This is a genomic window from Synechococcus sp. R5-15, from assembly GCF_047462035.1.
GTDB lineage: Bacteria > Cyanobacteriota > Cyanobacteriia > Thermostichales > Thermostichaceae > Thermostichus.
In genome coordinates this window covers 1-16,780 of sequence record NZ_JANSIK010000162.1, presented here as the reverse complement: position 1 = coordinate 16,780, position 16,780 = coordinate 1, and the positions used below count along the sequence as shown (strand labels likewise).

14 protein-coding genes and 1 tRNA gene are annotated in these 16,780 nt (G+C 59.2%); 7 read left to right on the top strand and 8 right to left on the bottom strand.

The features are described from left to right. Positions 1-186 precede the first annotated feature (186 nt). A complete protein-coding gene (locus NW839_RS12260) occupies positions 187-1,497 on the top strand; it encodes a (Fe-S)-binding protein (protein WP_414352176.1) in 1,311 nt (436 codons plus the stop codon). A gap of 150 nt (positions 1,498-1,647) precedes the next feature. On the opposite strand, the gene NW839_RS12255 is transcribed toward NW839_RS12260, so the two are convergent. The 3 genes from NW839_RS12255 to NW839_RS12245 all read right to left on the bottom strand — a co-directional run bounded on the left by NW839_RS12255 (position 1,648) and on the right by NW839_RS12245 (position 4,052). Beyond that, complete coding sequence (locus NW839_RS12255) at positions 1,648-3,123, bottom strand: cobyric acid synthase (protein WP_414352178.1); 1,476 nt, start codon at positions 3,121-3,123, stop codon at positions 1,648-1,650. A 227-nt stretch (positions 3,124-3,350) separates the two neighbouring features. Then, positions 3,351-3,422: transfer RNA gene (locus tag NW839_RS12250), tRNA-Gln, on the bottom strand. A gap of 72 nt (positions 3,423-3,494) precedes the next feature. Beyond that, entirely contained in the window at positions 3,495-4,052 is a 558-nt protein-coding gene (locus tag NW839_RS12245; protein WP_414352175.1) for an FHA domain-containing protein, read from the bottom strand. Positions 4,053-4,328: 276 nt separating this feature from the next. On the opposite strand from NW839_RS12245, the gene NW839_RS12240 reads away from it, so the two are divergent. From NW839_RS12240 to NW839_RS12230, 3 genes are all read left to right on the top strand, one after another. Beyond that, positions 4,329-5,165, top strand: coding sequence for an inositol monophosphatase family protein (locus NW839_RS12240; RefSeq protein ID WP_414352174.1), 837 nt, complete (start codon positions 4,329-4,331; stop codon positions 5,163-5,165). Between the two features lie 187 nt (positions 5,166-5,352). Next, positions 5,353-6,210: an ABC transporter substrate-binding protein gene (locus NW839_RS12235; RefSeq protein ID WP_414352173.1), complete on the top strand. Its 858-nt coding sequence runs from the start codon at positions 5,353-5,355 to the stop codon at positions 6,208-6,210. Then, complete coding sequence (locus NW839_RS12230) at positions 6,168-7,190, top strand: DnaJ domain-containing protein (protein ID WP_414352172.1); 1,023 nt, start codon at positions 6,168-6,170, stop codon at positions 7,188-7,190. Before NW839_RS12235 ends, NW839_RS12230 begins: the two co-directional genes overlap by 43 nt. A gap of 12 nt (positions 7,191-7,202) precedes the next feature. On the opposite strand, the gene NW839_RS12225 is transcribed toward NW839_RS12230, so the two are convergent. The 4 genes from NW839_RS12225 to NW839_RS12210 all read right to left on the bottom strand — a co-directional run bounded on the left by NW839_RS12225 (position 7,203) and on the right by NW839_RS12210 (position 11,226). Next, positions 7,203-8,786, bottom strand: coding sequence for a lysostaphin resistance A-like protein (locus tag NW839_RS12225; protein WP_414352171.1), 1,584 nt, complete (start codon positions 8,784-8,786; stop codon positions 7,203-7,205). A 98-nt stretch (positions 8,787-8,884) separates the two neighbouring features. Beyond that, positions 8,885-9,604 (bottom strand): tRNA (guanosine(46)-N7)-methyltransferase TrmB, encoded by a 720-nt coding sequence (gene trmB, locus NW839_RS12220; RefSeq protein ID WP_414352170.1) that lies wholly within the window; start codon positions 9,602-9,604, stop codon positions 8,885-8,887. A 92-nt stretch (positions 9,605-9,696) separates the two neighbouring features. Next, a complete protein-coding gene (locus tag NW839_RS12215) occupies positions 9,697-10,617 on the bottom strand; it encodes an L-lactate dehydrogenase (protein WP_414352177.1) in 921 nt (306 codons plus the stop codon). A 249-nt stretch (positions 10,618-10,866) separates the two neighbouring features. Further along, positions 10,867-11,226 (bottom strand): hypothetical protein, encoded by a 360-nt coding sequence (locus NW839_RS12210; protein ID WP_414352169.1) that lies wholly within the window; start codon positions 11,224-11,226, stop codon positions 10,867-10,869. A gap of 675 nt (positions 11,227-11,901) precedes the next feature. Here NW839_RS12210 and NW839_RS12205 point away from each other — a divergent pair. Genes NW839_RS12205 through NW839_RS12195 form a run of 3 tightly spaced genes read left to right on the top strand, consistent with a single transcriptional unit; the run spans position 11,902 to position 15,697 of the window. Beyond that, positions 11,902-13,500 (top strand): PAS domain S-box protein, encoded by a 1,599-nt coding sequence (locus NW839_RS12205; RefSeq protein ID WP_414352168.1) that lies wholly within the window; start codon positions 11,902-11,904, stop codon positions 13,498-13,500. Further along, positions 13,472-13,942 (top strand): diguanylate cyclase domain-containing protein, encoded by a 471-nt coding sequence (locus NW839_RS12200; RefSeq protein WP_414352167.1) that lies wholly within the window; start codon positions 13,472-13,474, stop codon positions 13,940-13,942. Before NW839_RS12205 ends, NW839_RS12200 begins: the two co-directional genes overlap by 29 nt. Positions 13,943-13,978: 36 nt before the next feature. Continuing rightward, on the top strand, positions 13,979-15,697 hold the full coding sequence (locus NW839_RS12195; protein WP_414352166.1) for an ABC transporter ATP-binding protein: 1,719 nt from the start codon (positions 13,979-13,981) through the stop codon (positions 15,695-15,697). An 11-nt stretch (positions 15,698-15,708) separates the two neighbouring features. Here the strand turns inward: NW839_RS12195 and NW839_RS12190 are convergent, their stop codons facing one another. Continuing rightward, a complete protein-coding gene (locus NW839_RS12190; RefSeq protein WP_414352165.1) occupies positions 15,709-16,620 on the bottom strand; it encodes a carbohydrate kinase family protein in 912 nt (303 codons plus the stop codon). Between the last annotated feature and the right edge of the window lie 160 nt (positions 16,621-16,780).

Here is a 16,780-nt window from a genome sequence, read left to right as displayed (position 1 = left end):
GAGCAGAACAGGCTCAGGGCTACTGAAAGCCCGCTCCGTACCGCTTAGCGGTCGGAGCCGGGTAGTTTACCCGCTTTGTTCCCGGATTAAGATGCAGGAAACGGGGGCACCTCCAAAACCCCAAAACAAGCCAAAAGGCAAGATTGAGTCTGTACAGCAGGCTTTTGTGCTGAGAGCTAGAGGCCGATGAACGTATCCAAAGGGCCAAGTTTTGACGGCGTGGATCCCCCGGATCCCAAGCTGATCGATGCCTGCGTGCATTGCGGGTTTTGCCTGACCACCTGCCCCAGCTACCGTGTCATCGGCAAAGAGACGGACTCGCCGCGGGGGCGCATCTATCAGATGGAGGCTCTCAACCAAGGTCAAATCTCCCTCTCGGCGGCTACGGTTTCCCACTTCGACAGTTGTTTGGGCTGTTTGGCCTGTGTTACGGCCTGTCCATCGGGGGTGCAATATGACCGCTTAATTGCCGCCACCCGCCCGCAAATCGAACGCAACTACCCACGTAGCCTTTGGGATCGGCTTTACCGCCAGTTCATCTTCTCGGTGTTTCCTTACCCGGAGCGGCTGCAACCGCTGCTGTGGCCTCTCTGGCTGTACCAAAAAATGGGGATCGGCGCTTGGATCCGAAAGGGTCTGGAAAAGGTCTCCCCGCGTTTGGCGGCCATGGAATCCCTGATGCCCCCCCTGGAGGTGGAGCAACTGCTGCCCAAGCGTTACCCTGAGCGGATCCCGGCGGTGGGAGAACGCCGTTTCCGGGTGGGGCTCATTTTGGGCTGCGTGCAGCGCCTGTTTGCCCCGCAGGTGAATGAGGCCAGCATTCGCGTCTTGACCCACAACGGCTGTGAGGTGGTGATCCCGCCTGTCCAGGGCTGTTGTGCGGCCTTGCCCCACCATCAAGGGCAACTGCAGCAGGCGGAAACCCTGGCCCGCCAGATGATCGATGCCTTTGCCGATTACGAGTTGGATGCCATTCTGATCAACGCTTCCGGCTGCGGGCATACCCTGAAGGAGTATGGCCACCTGTTGGCCAGGGATCCCGACTACAAGGAGAAAGCAGCCCGATTTGCCACTCAAGTCAGGGATATTCAGGAGTTTCTCGCCCAGGTGGGGTTAACTGCTCCTCTACATCCGCTACAGCCGGAACCCCTGGTGCTGGTCTACCAGGATGCCTGTCACATGCTGCATGGGCAGCGGCTCAGCCAGGAACCCCGACACCTGCTGCGGCAAATCCCAGGGCTGGAGCTGCGGGATCCCGTCGATGCGGCCCTCTGCTGTGGTAGCTCCGGCGTCTACAACCTGTTGCAACCCCAGGTGGCGGATGAGCTGGGATCCCAGAAGGTAAAGAACTTGCTTAACACCGGTGCTCAGGGGATTGTCTCTGCCAATATCGGCTGCCGCCTACAAATCCAGAAACATCTGCGCCTACAGGGCAAAGCCGGGATCCCCATCTATCACCCGATGGAATTGTTGGATCGCGCCCTTACCGCTGCGTGACGCTTTCGCGAACAAGCTACAGGGACTTCTTCGGGTCAGGCAGAGGTAGCCGAGGCAACCGGTTGAGTGGATCCTGGATTTCCGGTCGCGCTGGCGTAACCTGGCGCAACATAGCCTCCCACCCCACTTCTCTCCCCCATCGCCGATGGGCTATTCCATCAACAGGCCCAAGTCCAGGTGAGGCTGCCACAGATCGGCCAGGCGCTCCAGCAATTGCTCCCGCTGCTGAGCATAGTGGCCCTCCAGATCCGGCAAGGGATCCCAGCCTTTTTGTCGGCGCAGCCAGTTCAGCCATTGTCGCCGCCACAGGTGGTTGTCAAACAGGCCATGCAGATAGCTGCCCCAAATCCGACCCGTGGGATCCCGCCAGCCCAGGTTCTCCCGGTCGAACACCGGCAGACAGCCAGAGGGATCCGCCTGGGTGGATCCCTGATGAATTTCGTACCCCTGGATGGGGGCCAGGGCAGGCCATCGGCTTTGGGTCTGTACCTGCTGGGTGACCTTGGTGGGCTGTAAAACGGTGGTCAAAGGGAGAAAGCCCAACCCCGAGTAGGTGCCGGCGATCCCCTCCCAGCCTTCGGGATCGGCGATGGTTTCTCCCAACATTTGCAGCCCACCGCAAATGCCGACGATATGGCCGGAGTATTGGCGCAGTTGATCGGCCAGGCCGGTCTTTTGCAACGCGAACAGATCGTTGAGGGTGGTTTTGCTGCCGGGCAGGATGACCACATCCGGGGATCCCAAACTTTGGCCGGGGTGAACCCAGCGCAGATGGACGGTGGGCTCCGCCAACAAGGGGTCAAAATCCGAGAAGTTGGCCACCTGGGGCAAACGCACCACAGCAATCTCCAGGCGCCCTTCCCTCAGGGCTTGGCCACCGGCCCGGTCGCGGCGATCTTCCCAAAGCAGGGGGTTGGCTGCAATTCCCATCGAATCCTCTTGGGGCAGAACCCAGTCCACCCAAGGCAAGACCCCGACAACTGGGATCCCGGTGTAGTTTTCCAGCCAATCCAGGCCGGGCTGCAACAGTTCCCGCGAGCCCCGAAACTTGTTGATGACAATGCCCCGGATCAAGGCCCGTTCTTCGGGTTCCAGCAGTTGGAGCGTGCCCACCACATGGGCCAGCGCCCCACCTCGGTCGATGTCTGCCACCAGCCAAGTGGGGGATCCCAAATGCAAGGCAACCCGCATATTTGCCAAGTCCCGATGTTTGAGGTTCACCTCTGCTGGGCTACCTGCCCCCTCGCAAAGGATCCAGTCGTACTGCTGTTGTAGGCGAGCAAGGGCTTCTTTGACCGCTTGCCAGGCCGGCGCAAACCAGCGCTCGTAATACTCTCCGGCGCGGTAGGTGCCCACCGCCACTCCGTTCAAGACGATCTGGGAAGTCAGGTTGCCCTGGGGCTTCAGAAGAATCGGGTTCATCTCCACCGCAGGGGGGATCCCGGCAGCCCAAGCTTGCAGAGCCTGCGCGTAGGCAATCTCCTTGCCGTCTGGGGTGACATAGGCGTTGAGGGACATGTTCTGAGCTTTGAAAGGGGCAACCCTTTTTCCCGCTTTCTTGAGAATGCGACAGAGGGCTGTCACCAAAAGGGTTTTGCCCACATGGGAAGAAGTTCCCACCACCATCAAGGATCGACCTGAACAGCTCACCCCGGATCCCTCACCCTTGGTTTCTGGTTGTTGCCATTCTCTCCGCGGCCAGTCCTGCCAAGCCAGGGCCTCCGTTGGCAAAAGCGACCCCATGATTCCCCAGTTCCCCAGAGCAACGCGCCCTGCTGATGCCAAGAGCCGCACCCTCCGGTCTGCACGGGATCCCAGGGGCTTGCGCTTTGTGCTTTCGACAGGATTTTGAGCTGGGGCAGATGGATTCGAACCACCGAATGGCGGGACCAAAACCCGCTGCCTTACCGCTTGGCGATGCCCCAATTCACATTGCTTAACCAGCTTAATTAATCTAGCGATGCAGCTTCGGGTCTGTCAACAGTTGCAGTGAGCTCCTATGCGTGGGGAAGCTGAAGCTCTTCGCCAAGGCCAGGGTCGATGTCAAAGGGGTTCACAGGGAGAATGCGGGCCACCTCGAAGAAATAGGCGCGGATCTCTGGCCCGAAATAGATGACATCTCCGCTCCTCAGGTAGTGAGTGGCCACCCGCGTGCCGTTAACAAACACCCCATTGGTACTGGACTGGCCCTTGCGGTTGCCGTCGATCAGGCAATAGGTAAACCCTGTCCGGTTGGACTTGGTGGGCACCCGCACCAGGTAAGCGTGGTGACGCGAGACAAACCGATTGACGATCTGGATGGCGTTGGAGGGATCCCGTCCAACCGTGTAGATACTCTCCCGCAGGATGTAGCTGCAGGGCCGGACAGGATGGCAGATGGACAGGGTGAACTCCGGATGGGATACCGGCTGCTCAGGGACTCGATCGAACAGATCTGCTGGCAGATCAAAGCCCTGGCTGGGAAGAGGACTTTTCCCGCCAACCTCTGTGATGGAGGTGAAAAAATCGTCGTAGCTATGTGGCAAAGGTCTTCCCCCCTCAACGCTCAACGCCATTTACAGCAGCTTGGCTTTCCAAATTCAAAGTCTTATCTATAGTTCCCCAAAACCCTACTGCTTTCAAAGGAACTCTGGTCTTGGCGGGCTGCCGGAAAACCCACAAGCCCCAGTGTACTGTACTATACACCATAGGCAGCCTTGGAGATACCCCCTTTCCCCGGAAACTGGGCTTGGGCTCAGGTTGGGCCCATTTTGGTTTTCAGGGATCCCTTGGGAGCCACAGCCTCAGGCGGGCTATTCTGAGTAGCAGGTTTTTAACCTTGAGGTGAGGGTGTGACGGAGGCCCTGCTGCGTCGGTTGGATGTGGCCACAGAAGCTGCCCTGGAGGCAGGAGCTTTGCTGCGCAGTTATGTGGGGGGCACCCTTGCCATTGAGGAGAAACGTCCGGGCGACTTGGTGACTGCGGCGGATCGCGCTTCCGAGGATCTCATCTTGAAAATCTTGAGGCGGCACTTCCCCGAAGATGTCATCTTGACCGAGGAATCAGGCCAGCAGGGATCCCCGGAGGGTGCCTACGCTTGGATGATCGATCCCCTAGATGGCACCACCAACTTTGCCCATGGCTACCCTTTTGCCGCCGTCTCCATCGGTTTGCTGCAGGGGCGGGAGCCGGTTTTGGGGGTTGTTTGTGACGTTTTTCGCGGGGATCTGTTTCGCGCCGTCCAAGGAATGGGGGCCACCCGCAACCGTCAACCCATTCGAGTCTCCACAACGGCTGAATTGTCTCGGAGCCTGCTGGTTACCGGCTTTGCCTACGATCGTCGCGAAACCCCCGACAACAACTACGCCGAGTTTTGCCACTTTACCCATCTCACCCAAGGAGTACGGCGCGGCGGATCTGCAGCTCTGGATTTGGCCTATGTGGCCACCGGCCAGTTGGATGGCTATTGGGAGCGGGGCCTCTCCCCTTGGGACATTGCCGCAGGGATCGTTCTGGTGCGGGAGGCAGGCGGCAAGGTGACTGCTTACGATGGCGGCCCGGTGGATGTTTACAGTGGCCGACTGTTGGCCAGCAATGGCTGGTTACACGCTGCTCTGCAAGAAGAATTGGCCCAAGTACAGCCTTTGCCGGTCTCCTTTCCCATGCGGCGGGATCCACGCCCAACCTAGAAAAACCGGGAAAGCTTGCCGGTTGAACGAGTTGAATTCGAGACAGAAGTAGTTGAAGAATAATCAAGAAGACTACAAAACATCCGTGTCGGGCAGGGTAGGTAGAAGATTGGTTAGCAAGCTCCACAGAAAACAGCGACATTGCTGCCGGGCGGCACAGTTCGGCCTGGCTCTCCTCTTGGGAGCGATGGCCCTTGGGGTTGCCACTGCTGGCCCCGGTTACCCTCAGCCGGCACAAGGGAAAGTCGCCCCCACCGAGCGGGCACAGCCCCTCGATTCCCGTTGGACTGAGATCCAAGCTCGGGGGCGCATTCGAGTTGGCTTGGATCCCAGTCTGGGGCCGGCCTATCTCTATACCGACTTGGAGCGACAAACCTACGCCGGCTTCGAGTGGGATATCCTGGAGGCGCTTGCCCAAACCCTTCAGGTGCAGGTGGATCCCATCTACGTGGCCTGGAGGGAGCAGTTGGCGGCCTTGCAAGCGGATGAGGTGGACTTGATCTGGGGAGCGCGGGAAGCTTTGGGCTTGGATCCGGAGCAGTTTCTGGCCACCCGGCCCTACTACCTCAGCCCGCAGCGCTTGGTGGTACGGGATCCCTCCCCCGCCTCCGGGCCAGAGGAACCGGCCATCGAGACACTGTCGCAATTATTTGGCCGCAAAGTGGGCATTGTAGTTAACAGTACGGGGGCAGCCCTACTGGAGGCGTATAACGAGAGGAGGGGCAACGCCATTCGTCTCTTTGCCACCAGCAACCCTGAGCGCTTGTTTGCTCAGCTACAAGCCGGCCAGTTGGATGCCGTGCTGGTCGATCAGCCTGTTGCCGCCCTAAACCTGCGCCAAGCTGGATCCCGGCTGCGCCTGGTGGGGCCGCCCTTGTTCCCCATGCCTCTGGTGGGAGTAGTATCCTCTCAGCATCCTTCCCTGAAGGAAGCTGTGGATGGGGCGATTTCCAGCCTGATCGAAAACGGAACCTTGCAGCAGATTTTAGAGAAGTGGCAACTATGGGATCCAACTCTAATGTCCCCCGCCTCAACCGAGGACTAGCCCGCTACGAGACTGACCATTTCGCCATCTTAGGCGTGCCCCTTACCGCCGACTCCAAGGGGATCCGGCGCGGCTACCTGCAGGCGGCCAAGGCCCTCCACCCGGATCGGTTTGTGGGGGATCCCGAAGGTGCAGAGCGCGCCAACATCCTCTTTGCCAAGCTGGTCAACCCGGCCAACGAAGTGCTGACCAAAGAGCGGGAGCGAGGGGAATATGAAACGGTGCTCAAAATGCGGATCAAACGCCTTTTGGAGACGCCCCCCCCGGATCTTTGGCCCTCTGGGGAAGCCGTCAAGGGCTTGGCCGAGCACCCCGATTGGCAAGAAGAGTATGTCAGGCGGGTGGAGAAGCTGGCCAAAGAACAATACAGCTCCATGGAAACCCTGCTGGAGAAAACCGAGCAGTTGAGCGAGCTGAACCTGGCCTATTTGTTGCTCAAGGCCGGCTACCAAGGGATCCCAACCCCTTCCCCCAGCCGTACCACTGTGGGTGGGATCCCAGCCTCCCCCGTCGTTGCTCCGCCCAGCCGTCCCCCTGTTCAGCCCGTTCCCACCCCACCTCCGGCTCCCAAGCTCAGCCCTGGGGAAACCCGCTTTATCCAAGCCTTGGACATGATCGAGCGCAAGCAATACCGGGATGCAGTGCAATATCTGAACTTCGCCATCAGCGCTGAGCCCAACGTGGCCCGCTACTACCTGCACCGGGGCATTGCCCACCTGAAGCAGGGGAATGCTGGCATGGCCAAAGCAGACTTTATGCAAGCCAGTCGCCTAGAACCTGCCAACGCCGAGTTGATGGCCGAGGTGCGCCGCTGGCTGCAGCAGGTCACCACTCAACAGCCCATTCCCGTCCCCAAGGACTCCGTCCCGCCAACGCGAGTGGCCAGCCGTCAAACGTCACAGGCTCAGAAAGTGGTGCCACCTCCCCGTAAGGAGGACAACGGCGGGTTCTTTAGCCGCCTCTTCGGCAGGAAAAAGTAGGCAGAGCCCCCCTTAACGCGCACCCCCTAGCACCAGCAGCGTCACCAGGGATCCCGTATTCCAGAGGCTGTGCAGTAGGATGGGAGCCAGCAGGTTGCGGCTGTGGCTGTACACCACCCCCAGCACCACCCCCAGCATGGTCAGAGGCAGCAGATCGGAAAGGTTGAGGTGGGCAAGGGCAAAGGTAAAGGCGCTAAGCCCAATGGCGGCCCCCATAGGCAGGTAGCGGCTTAGAGTAGGCAGCCAAAAGCCCCGGAACAGCACCTCCTCAAAAACAGGGGCACAGACAGACACCACGGCCAAAAACACCAACCGCGCCCCCCAACCATGGCTATCCAGCAGCAGGGGCAAAATGGGATTCCCACCCCCCGCCTGCGGTAGCAGCAATTGCGAGAGTGCCGCTGCCAGCACCACCAAAGGCAAGGCCACCCAGTAGCCACACAAGCCCCACAGCAGCCAAGGACCCCACAACCGCACCTGCAGCACCCTCTGCCAGCCGGGGTAGGCGTGCAAGAGACGGTACAATAACCCTGCCCCCAGCACAGCGCCGGAGTTGTAGGTGAGAAACAGGGCTACCGCCTGCTGCCAAGGGCTGAGCTGCCGTGCCCCCAGGCCGAGGATGATGATGTAAAGTCGAGGCACCAAAGCGTTGAGGGCGATAAACCCCAAAAACCAGCCGGTCAACACCGCTTGCGCCCCGATCCCCGGCCAAGGCACTTCCCAAGCAGGGCCCAGGAGCGGACGTTTGCGCCAAAGGCTCCAGCCCAGCCAGCCCAACAAGAGCATCAACCCCAGCAGTGCCCCCAGCACGGGGATCCCGCCCACCACCGCCAGTCGAAATAGAGCCGCCAAGGCCAATTTTTCCTGCTGTTGGTTGAGGGCATTTAGGCTATCGCTGCGCTGCTGCAGTCGGTAAAGCTGTTGCAGAGCCACCGCCTCAAACCAACCATCCAGATGATTGCGAATCTGCACCTCCGCCTCTGGCAAGATGCGCCGCGGTGTTCCCCACAGTCCTTGCAAAACCCGCGCTGCCCCCTTTTGGCTCGATTCCAGCTCCACGGGACGTTCCAGGTCGATGATCTGCTGCCATTGCTGCTGAGCGGCCTCCAGATCTTCTTGGTAGGCATAGAGCAAGCCCAGGCGCAGCCAAAGCGCATCCAGCTCCGTCTGCAAATCTTGCATGGAGGCCAGAAGGGCAGGATCCACCTCTGGAGATTGGGCCAGTTCTGGGCTGGCCGCCTCAGATTCGCCAGCAGGAGTTAAACGGGCCAGCCGTTTCAAACGTTTCAGGCGTTCGGCGTAGTTATCGGCGGTCTGCTGATAGCGATTTTGGGCCACCTTGAACACATCCTGACCCAAAAGTGCCCGTGCCAGATCCTGATAGCGGGGATCATCGAGGGTGCGGGAAGCCTGCAGGGCGAGATCGGTTTGCAACAAATCCAACTGCGTTTGGGGCGGCGGCTGAAACCAACTGCTGGAAAGAGAAAGCCCGACAATCACAATGGCCAATAGGCTCAGCAGGTTGAGGATCCCACGGCGAACAGAAAACCAAGCAGAGGAGGGGTCGGCAGAGGCCGTGGTTTCAGAGTGAGACATTGCGGCGACGGATCCAACTCAAGCGGGTTATATCCTATCTTCTGTATTGTCTTGGCGGAATGGAGTTGTTATTACTGCATTACGGATTTGTCCTGTTGTCACCGTCGCTCCAGCCAATAGCGATAGATGGGCAGGCCCAGTTGTAGGCAGTGCCACTCCCGCTCCGTGGGGATGCCGAGGGGATTGGAGTCCAAAGGCCCCTGGTGGGGATCCCAAAACTGCGGATGATCCAAAAATCGAGCTGCCATTTCTTCGGCCACCTCTTGGATATCCGATTGCAGGAAGACGGGGCTGCCCGGTCGCAGCAGCAGAGCCAGATCCGCCACCAGTTGGGGCTGGACGATCCGCCGTTTGTGATGGCGCTTTTTGAACCAGGGATCCGGAAATAGGATGGTCAGCCGGCTGAGATCCCCCGGCGCAAACAGATGCCGCAAAGAGACATTGATGTTGGCAAACAGAAAATGGACGTTATCCAGCCCCAGCTCATCCCGCCAGGCATTGGCCCGCTCCACCAGCGCCTGCCGAATCTCTACCCCTAGGAAGTTCCAGTCGGGCTGCTCCTGAGCGAGGCGCAGCAGAAATCGTCCGCTCCCTGTGCCGATATCCAGATGAAAGGGCTGCCCCAGCCGCCGGTATACCCGCTCCCAATGGGGTGGGGGGGTGGGCTGCTGATACTGCGCCTGCAGGGGATTGACGTGCTGCCGTACCCGGTGACCGAGGCCCCTCTGTAAGGGGATCCCGGCCCAAGGCGGAGAAGGGGGGCGCTTCTCCAGTTGGCCCTCAGGCGATTGCTGCCCCTGTTGCACCTCTGCTTCCATAGACCACCTCCTGCCGCCAGCTGCGGCCCTCGCCCACTGACCAAGGGATCCCCCAGCTTGGAGGGGAGCGACAAAAGTCCAGGAGATCTAGGCTACCACCGGATGCTGTCGATGACTTGCCGCAAGATCTGGGCCGAGCGGTGCAGCTGCTTGCGCTCGCTCTCGGTGAGGGACATGGCCAGCGTGCGTTCCACCCCCTGCCGCCCGACCACTCTGGGCAAGCTGAGACAGACCTCTGGCAGATCGTACTCCCCTTGGGTGAGGCTGCTCACGGTTAAAACGCGGTGTTGATCCCGCAGCAGGGCTTGGACAATTTGCGTCACCCCTAACCCGATGGCGTAGCTGGTGGCCCCTTTGCGACGGATGATCTCGTAGGCAGCGTTGCGCACCTGCTCGAAGATATCCCCCAAATAGGCAGGATCCCAGTCCGGCGAGAGTTCCCCAATCGGGGTGCCGGCGATGTTCACCTTGCTCCAAACGGCCACCTCGCTATCCCCATGTTCGCCGATGATGTAGGCGTGCAGGCTACGCGGATCCACCCCCAGGCGCTCCGCCAAAAGATAGCGAAAGCGGGCTGTGTCCAAAACCGTCCCCGACCCAATTACCTGCCCTGCCGGCAACCCCGACAACTTCAGGGAAACGTAAGTCATGATGTCAACGGGATTGCTCACCACCAAAAGGAGTGTGTCAGGGCAATGCGCCATCAAGGCCGGGATCAAGCCTTTGAAGATCTCGACGTTGCGCTGCACCAAATCCAAACGGGTTTCTCCAGGCCGCTGCTTAGCCCCTGCCGTCAAAATCACCACGTCTGATCCGGCACAATCCGCCAGCTCCCCTGCCCGTATCCGTGTCGGCTCCACAAAGGGGATCCCGTGCACCAAATCCATCACTTCCCCTTCCAACTTGTCGCGGGCGATGTCGTGGATCACCAGCTCATCCAGGGTATTTTGGATCACCATCGCGTAGGCACAGGCCATGCCCACCTGCCCAGCTCCGATGATGGATCCCTTCAAAAGGCGGCGAGAAGTCAGCCCCTCGACCTGCTGCTGGGAGCGCTGCTTGGGTTGGTGCTTAGAAACAGTCATGGCTGCAGCCGCTACTCTTCGTTCTCCAGCTTAAGCCTGCCTAGAGGAAGAAAAAAACAGGCTACCGCTCTCCAGAAGAACTGGAAAGGCGAGAAGAGGCAGGATCGGTTGCCGCAGCGGACTGGATCCATCTGAAACAATAAAAACAATAAATAGCCCTCTAACCTTCAACAGTCCTCAACCCGGCTGCTGGGTTAGCCGCTGCCAAAGCTCGAGGGGAATGCGCTCGTGAGGACACTTCAGGGACTGAATCTGAGCCAAATCTTCCGGAAAGTAATGCAAGGCTACCCGCGCTGCCGGATCCAAAAGGCTGCGCCGTCGTCGGTTACATTGCTCCGCTTCTCCCAGAAACACGTCCAGCCAGCCATCTCGCTCTTGGTAGCGAATCCTCAAAGCAGAGAGAGAAGGCAGAGCAGAGGAAACTTCTTTGCGGTAGAGCCGAAAGCCCTGCTCCAGACTCCAGCCCAACCACCACTGAGGCGCCAATTGCCCCAACTGCCTACACCACACCCCCGCCTGAACCTGTTGCCATGCCATGCTTGCCACTCCGCAGCTTGTTCTCCTGAGAAGACTTAACTGCAAATCTTTAGCAATTGCTACTTGGGTAAGCACTCTACCAGACTCCTCAAGCTTAATGCAAGTCTTTATCAAAGAGGATCCCTACTTTGCCGGCACACTATTGAAAGCTAATCTCAATAGAGCTATGCTGTTACTCGGTTGAGTGGTGGAGTTGTATCCATCAGTCTTCCTCTCTTGCCTTGGATGCATCGGGGATCCCACGCCCGCGGAATTAGCCATCCTGGGTCTGGCAGGGATCCCTTTTCCAGGGCTAGCTGAGGTTCTTTCTAATGAGAGCAGTTCTAACTAATAGGAGCCTGGTTCCTTCCCAAGCGTGTCGATGTACGGGTAGAACAAGTTCGGGAGCCAGAAGCGGTTTAACCTTGAAAACGGCGACGCATAGCCCTTCACGTCGGCAGGACAGGCTTTTTAATAATTCTTTTAATTAACCTCAAGAGTTGCTTCAAAGAATATCCCCTCCGGAGCACCCAAAAGCCCGTGCCAGCCCGGGGATCTTTTGTATCGAGAGACACACAAACTCCCCCAACAATTCCATAGGATGACCGTAGAATGGCAGAGACAGCGTGAATTCATAGCTGTTTTTTTCGGCTTGCTCTCCCCGTTGCCCGAGCGTCTACCGGGTGTTCCTAGCCTATGGTTGAAAGGGGGACTGCTGGGCCAGACCAGGCTGGCAGCGTTTACGATGCGCTGACGCGGGCCGATCTGTGGAATCCCCAGGTCATGTACCGTGGGCGCCCGGTACAGGCTCGGGGACGGGCTGTGCTGCGCACCATGTTCGAGAGCGTCAGCGATGGGTTGTTTGTCCTCGAGTACCTGCCCCCGGAGCCAGAAAGAGGCTCACCTCAACCGCGCTGTCGGTTTTTGGTGGGTAACCCGGCTTTTTGCAGGATGTTTTTTCTCTCCTCTCGACCTATCGAGGGAGAAGAGCTCCAGAGTTGTCTACCGCCTTCTCTGGCTGCGCAGATTCAACTGCACACCGAACACTGCCTCAGCCATGGCCGGCAAGTGAGCTTCGAGCTGAGCCTAACGGCCTCTGCCGCTCCCGACCCAGAGTCGACCCGTGTTCTAATCGTTACCCTTTCTCCAGTAGTTGAGGAGAACAAGCCAATCAGCCGAATTGTCGGCTCCTGTCAGGACATCACAGCACGCAAGCAAGTGGAGTGGCAGCTACAGCGCAGCCAAAAGCAACTGTTGGAGCACAACCGGGCTCTGATGGAGCTCACCCGGCACAAAGCCCTCAGCCAAGGAGACTTACAAGCTGCTCTGCAACAGATTTGTACTACAGCCGCCCATACCCTGGGGGTGGCACGGGTGGGGGTCTGGCTCTACACGTCGGAGCGCTCCAGCATTCGCTGCATCAATCAATTCGAGATCACCCCGGACAACCCCAAGGGATCCCATACTCAAGGGGCGGAGATCTGGGCCAAAGACTATCCCCGTTATTTTCAAGCCCTGGAGCAAGAGCGCACCATTGCTGCCGACCAAGTGGTGGCGGATCCCCGCACCGCCGAGTTCGGCAATTCCTACCTGACAGCAATGGGAGTGGTCTCAATGCTGGATGCCCCCATTCGACTGGAAGGACGGATGGTGGGAGTTCTCTGCCACGAGCACATTGGCTCCCCTCGCCACTGGACCTTGGAAGAGCAAAACTTCGCCGGATCCCTGGCGGATTTGGTGTCTCTGGCCCTCGAGATCTCGGAGCGTCGGCAAGTGGAAGAGGAGCTGCGCCAGGCTGAGGAGCGCTATCGCAATTTTTTCGAGAATGCGGTAGAGGGCATTTTTTTCACCGATGCGGCAGGTCGGTATCTCTCCGCCAACCCGATGCTGGCCCAGATCTGCGGCTACAGCTCCCCCGAAGAATTGATGCGCGAAGCGAAAGAGGCGGGCAAGCGGCAGCTCTATGTGGATCCCAGCCAGTGGGAAGAATTTGTGCGGCTATTGCAGGAACAGGGATCCGTACGCGGCTTTGAGTACCGGCTGCGGCGGCGGGATGGCTCGATCATCTGGGTCCGAGAAAAGGCCCGTTTGGTTAAAGATAAAGCCGGAAACATCCTCGGCTATGAAGGCATCTGCGAAGACATCACCGCCCAAAAGCAGAGCTTAGCCTACATGGAGTTTCGCGCTCATCATGATGCCCTGACAGGTTTGGTGAACCGCGAATCCTTTCGGGAGCGGCTGCAGCAGACCCTGCAGCAATACTACAGTGAATCTCTGGCCCTCTTCTTTCAGTGAATCTCTGGCCCTCTTCTTTGTGGATTTGGATCACTTCAAAGACATTAACGATACCTTCGGCCACAGTGTCGGCGATGCCCTGTTGCAGGGGGTAGCTGAACGGTTAACCAAGTGCGTTCGACCTGGAGATATCGTCGCCCGCTGGGGAGGGGATGAGTTCACCCTGCTGCTGCCCCGAATTGGCAGCCCCACAGTGGCAGCGCGTCTGGCTCAGCGGATTGTCGATGCCTTTCAAACTCCCTTCTCCTGCGAGGGCCATTCCCTTTCCGTGACCTGCAGCATTGGCGTCGCCCTCTACCCCCAAGACGGCGTAGAAGTGTCCACCCTTTTGCACCATGCCGACTTGGCCCTCTACCAGGTCAAAGAAAAGGGTCGCAGCGGCTTTCAGCTCTACCGGCCAGTTTCAGGGATCCCGGCAGCAGTCCGCAACACTATCCTGTAAGCTGGTTGGGTCAGAGGCCCTTCTGGTTTGTGATTTGTGCATCCGGGTCGTAGCTATCGCCGTCTCATTCCCTTCATTCGGCCCCATCTGTGGATGTTGTTGCTGGGGCTAACCTGTACCCTTGGCTTTGTGCTAACCATGCCCGCCCTCGCCTACTTGATCGAGTGGGTGGCCCGCTCCATTGGTGCCGGGGATCTGGGGCAATTGCGGATGCTGGCCTTGATTGGGGTGGTGTTTTTCTTGGTGCGCGGCGCTTTTCAGTATGGCCAAGACACCCTGATGGCGAGGGCCTCCTTGCAAATGGTTTTGGAATTGCGCCAACAGATTTATGCCCACCTGCAGGCACTGGATGTGGACTATTTTTCCGGCAGCCGCACTGGCGATCTGGTCTATCGCCTCACGGGGGATCTGGATCGGGTGGGAGAGGTGGTGCAGCGGTTTTTCCATCGCTTCATCCCCAGCGTGCTCACCATCTTGGCGGTGGTGGCCTACCTGTTCTATCTCAACGGCATTCTCACCTTGACCACCTTGCTGATCGCCCCCCTGATGGGAGCCTTGATCAGTTGGTTTGGGGATCGCCTTTTGTTTCGCTCCCGCCTCAACCAAGAGAAGATGTCGGATTTGGCCGCCCTCTTGACAGAGGTGTTTGCCGGGATCAGCCTCACTCGCGCCTTTGCGGCTGAGGACTACGAAATTCGCCGCTTCAGTGCCATTGCCGAAAGCAACCGCCTGGCCCGGTTTCAGACCGAACAGGTGAAAGCCATTCAAGACCCGGTGGTGGGTTTTCTGTACGCCATGAGCGTGTTGGGGGTGTTTTGGGTGGGCGGCTGGCAAATTAGCCAGGGCAACCTGACCGGCAGCCAGTTTCTCGGCTTCATTGCCGGTGTTGCCATGTTGATCGACCCTATTGTTCACATCACCAACAACTACAGCGAGCTGAAACAGGGTGAGGCTTCGGTGGAGCGGATTTTCGAGCTGCTAAACACCCGCTCCCAAATCCGGGAGCTGCCCGGGGCCCGCCCCATGCCTCCCATTCAGGGTTGGGTGGAGTTCGACCAAGTTTCCTTTGCCTACAAACCGGATCAGCCGGTGCTCAAACAGATCAGCTTTCAGGTGTCTCCCGGCGAGATTGTGGCCCTGGTGGGATCCTCCGGCGCCGGCAAATCCACCCTGGTGAGCCTGATTCCCCGCTTTTACGATCCCCAGCAGGGCTGCATCCGCATCGACGGCATCGACATCCGCACCGTCACCCTCAAGAGCCTGCGCCGGCAGATCGGCATTGTGCCGCAGGAGATCACCCTGTTTTCGGGAACCATTGCCAGCAACATCGCCTACGGACAAGAGCATTTTGACCTGGAAGCGGTACGCCAGGCGGCCCAGGTGGCCAACATCGACACCTTTATCGAGAGCTTGCCCGATGGCTACGCCACCCGCGTGGGAGAACGGGGGGTCACCCTCTCCGGTGGACAACGGCAACGGCTGGCCATTGCCCGCGCCGTGCTCCTCAACCCCAAGATCTTGATCCTGGACGAGGCTACCTCGGCTTTGGACAACGAGTCAGAAGCGTTGGTGCAGGAAGCGCTGCAACGGCTGATGCAACGCTGCACCGTTTTTGTGATTGCCCACCGCCTCTCGACAGTGCGCACCGCCCACCGCATTTTCGTCTTGGAGCAGGGGCAATTGCTGGAGCAGGGAAATCACCGAGAATTGCTGGGCAAAGGGGGGCGCTACGCCCAGTTTCACCTGCGCCAGTAATCCCTTGGCCTCTAGATCCCCCACGCCTGCCGGAAGGGCCGGTAAAACTCCGGATCCGCAGGCGCTCCCCCCGGGATCCCACAGATTGCCGCTGCAAATTGCACGGCCCGTTGCACCAGAATCGCCTCCGGCCATCCCCGCAACAGCCCCAGGATGGCTACGGCGCTAAACGCATCTCCCGCCCCCACCGTATCCACCAGCTGAGGCGCAGGAACCGGGTCGGCCCGATAGACCTGAGCAGGGGTGATCAGCAGCGCGCCTGCCGCTCCCAAGGTCAGAAATAGACCTTTCAGGTTCAGATGAGCCTGGAGGATCTGCCCTTGCTCCAGCAGGTCTCCAGGAGGGATCCCTTCCAGCCGGGCTACTTGTTCCAGCTCTGCCTGGTTCAGCTTCAGCCAATCACAGGTGCGTAGCATCTCCCGGATGGCGTCTGGATGCCACCAGGGATCCCGCAGGTTGAGATCCAGAAACACGGGACAGCCCAAAGCGGGGATCCCCTCTTGAAAGTGGCGATGGGCTGCCTCCCGGCGAGCTGCCAGGCTACCTCGGTAGAGCAGGCTGGGCTGGAGAGCTTGCAGAGCCCCGATATCCAACTGGATGTAGTCGTAGGCTTGGTCGGGCAAGATGGCAAAGGTGGGGATCCCTTGCTCATCCAGGGTTACTTGAACCTTGCCGGTGGGGTGAACAGAATCCTGCTGCAGACCCTCCAGGCGCAGCCCCTGCCGTCGCAAGGCCCCCAGCAGCTCTCTGGCGGCCTCGTCTTGGCCAACACGACTGAGCAAGAGGGGATCGGATCCCAGCCCCTTGAGGTTCCAAGCCACATTCAAAGCTGCTCCGCCCAGCACAATCTCTGTGGGGAAGCAGTCGAAAAGCACCTCTCCCAAGATGAGCGGCAAACCCAGGGGCACATGAGAGGGATCCATCTTGAGCACTCAGCTAGAAATCGCAGGAGCCCCGTGCTGTACCGGTAGGATCAGTGTCGAGAGGAAAGTCCGCCTCCATGGTTATAATTGTACTGCGGACACCAGAAACGGTTGTTTAAGGCACTGGTAACGGTCGATTGGGGGTGCTGTAAACCACCCC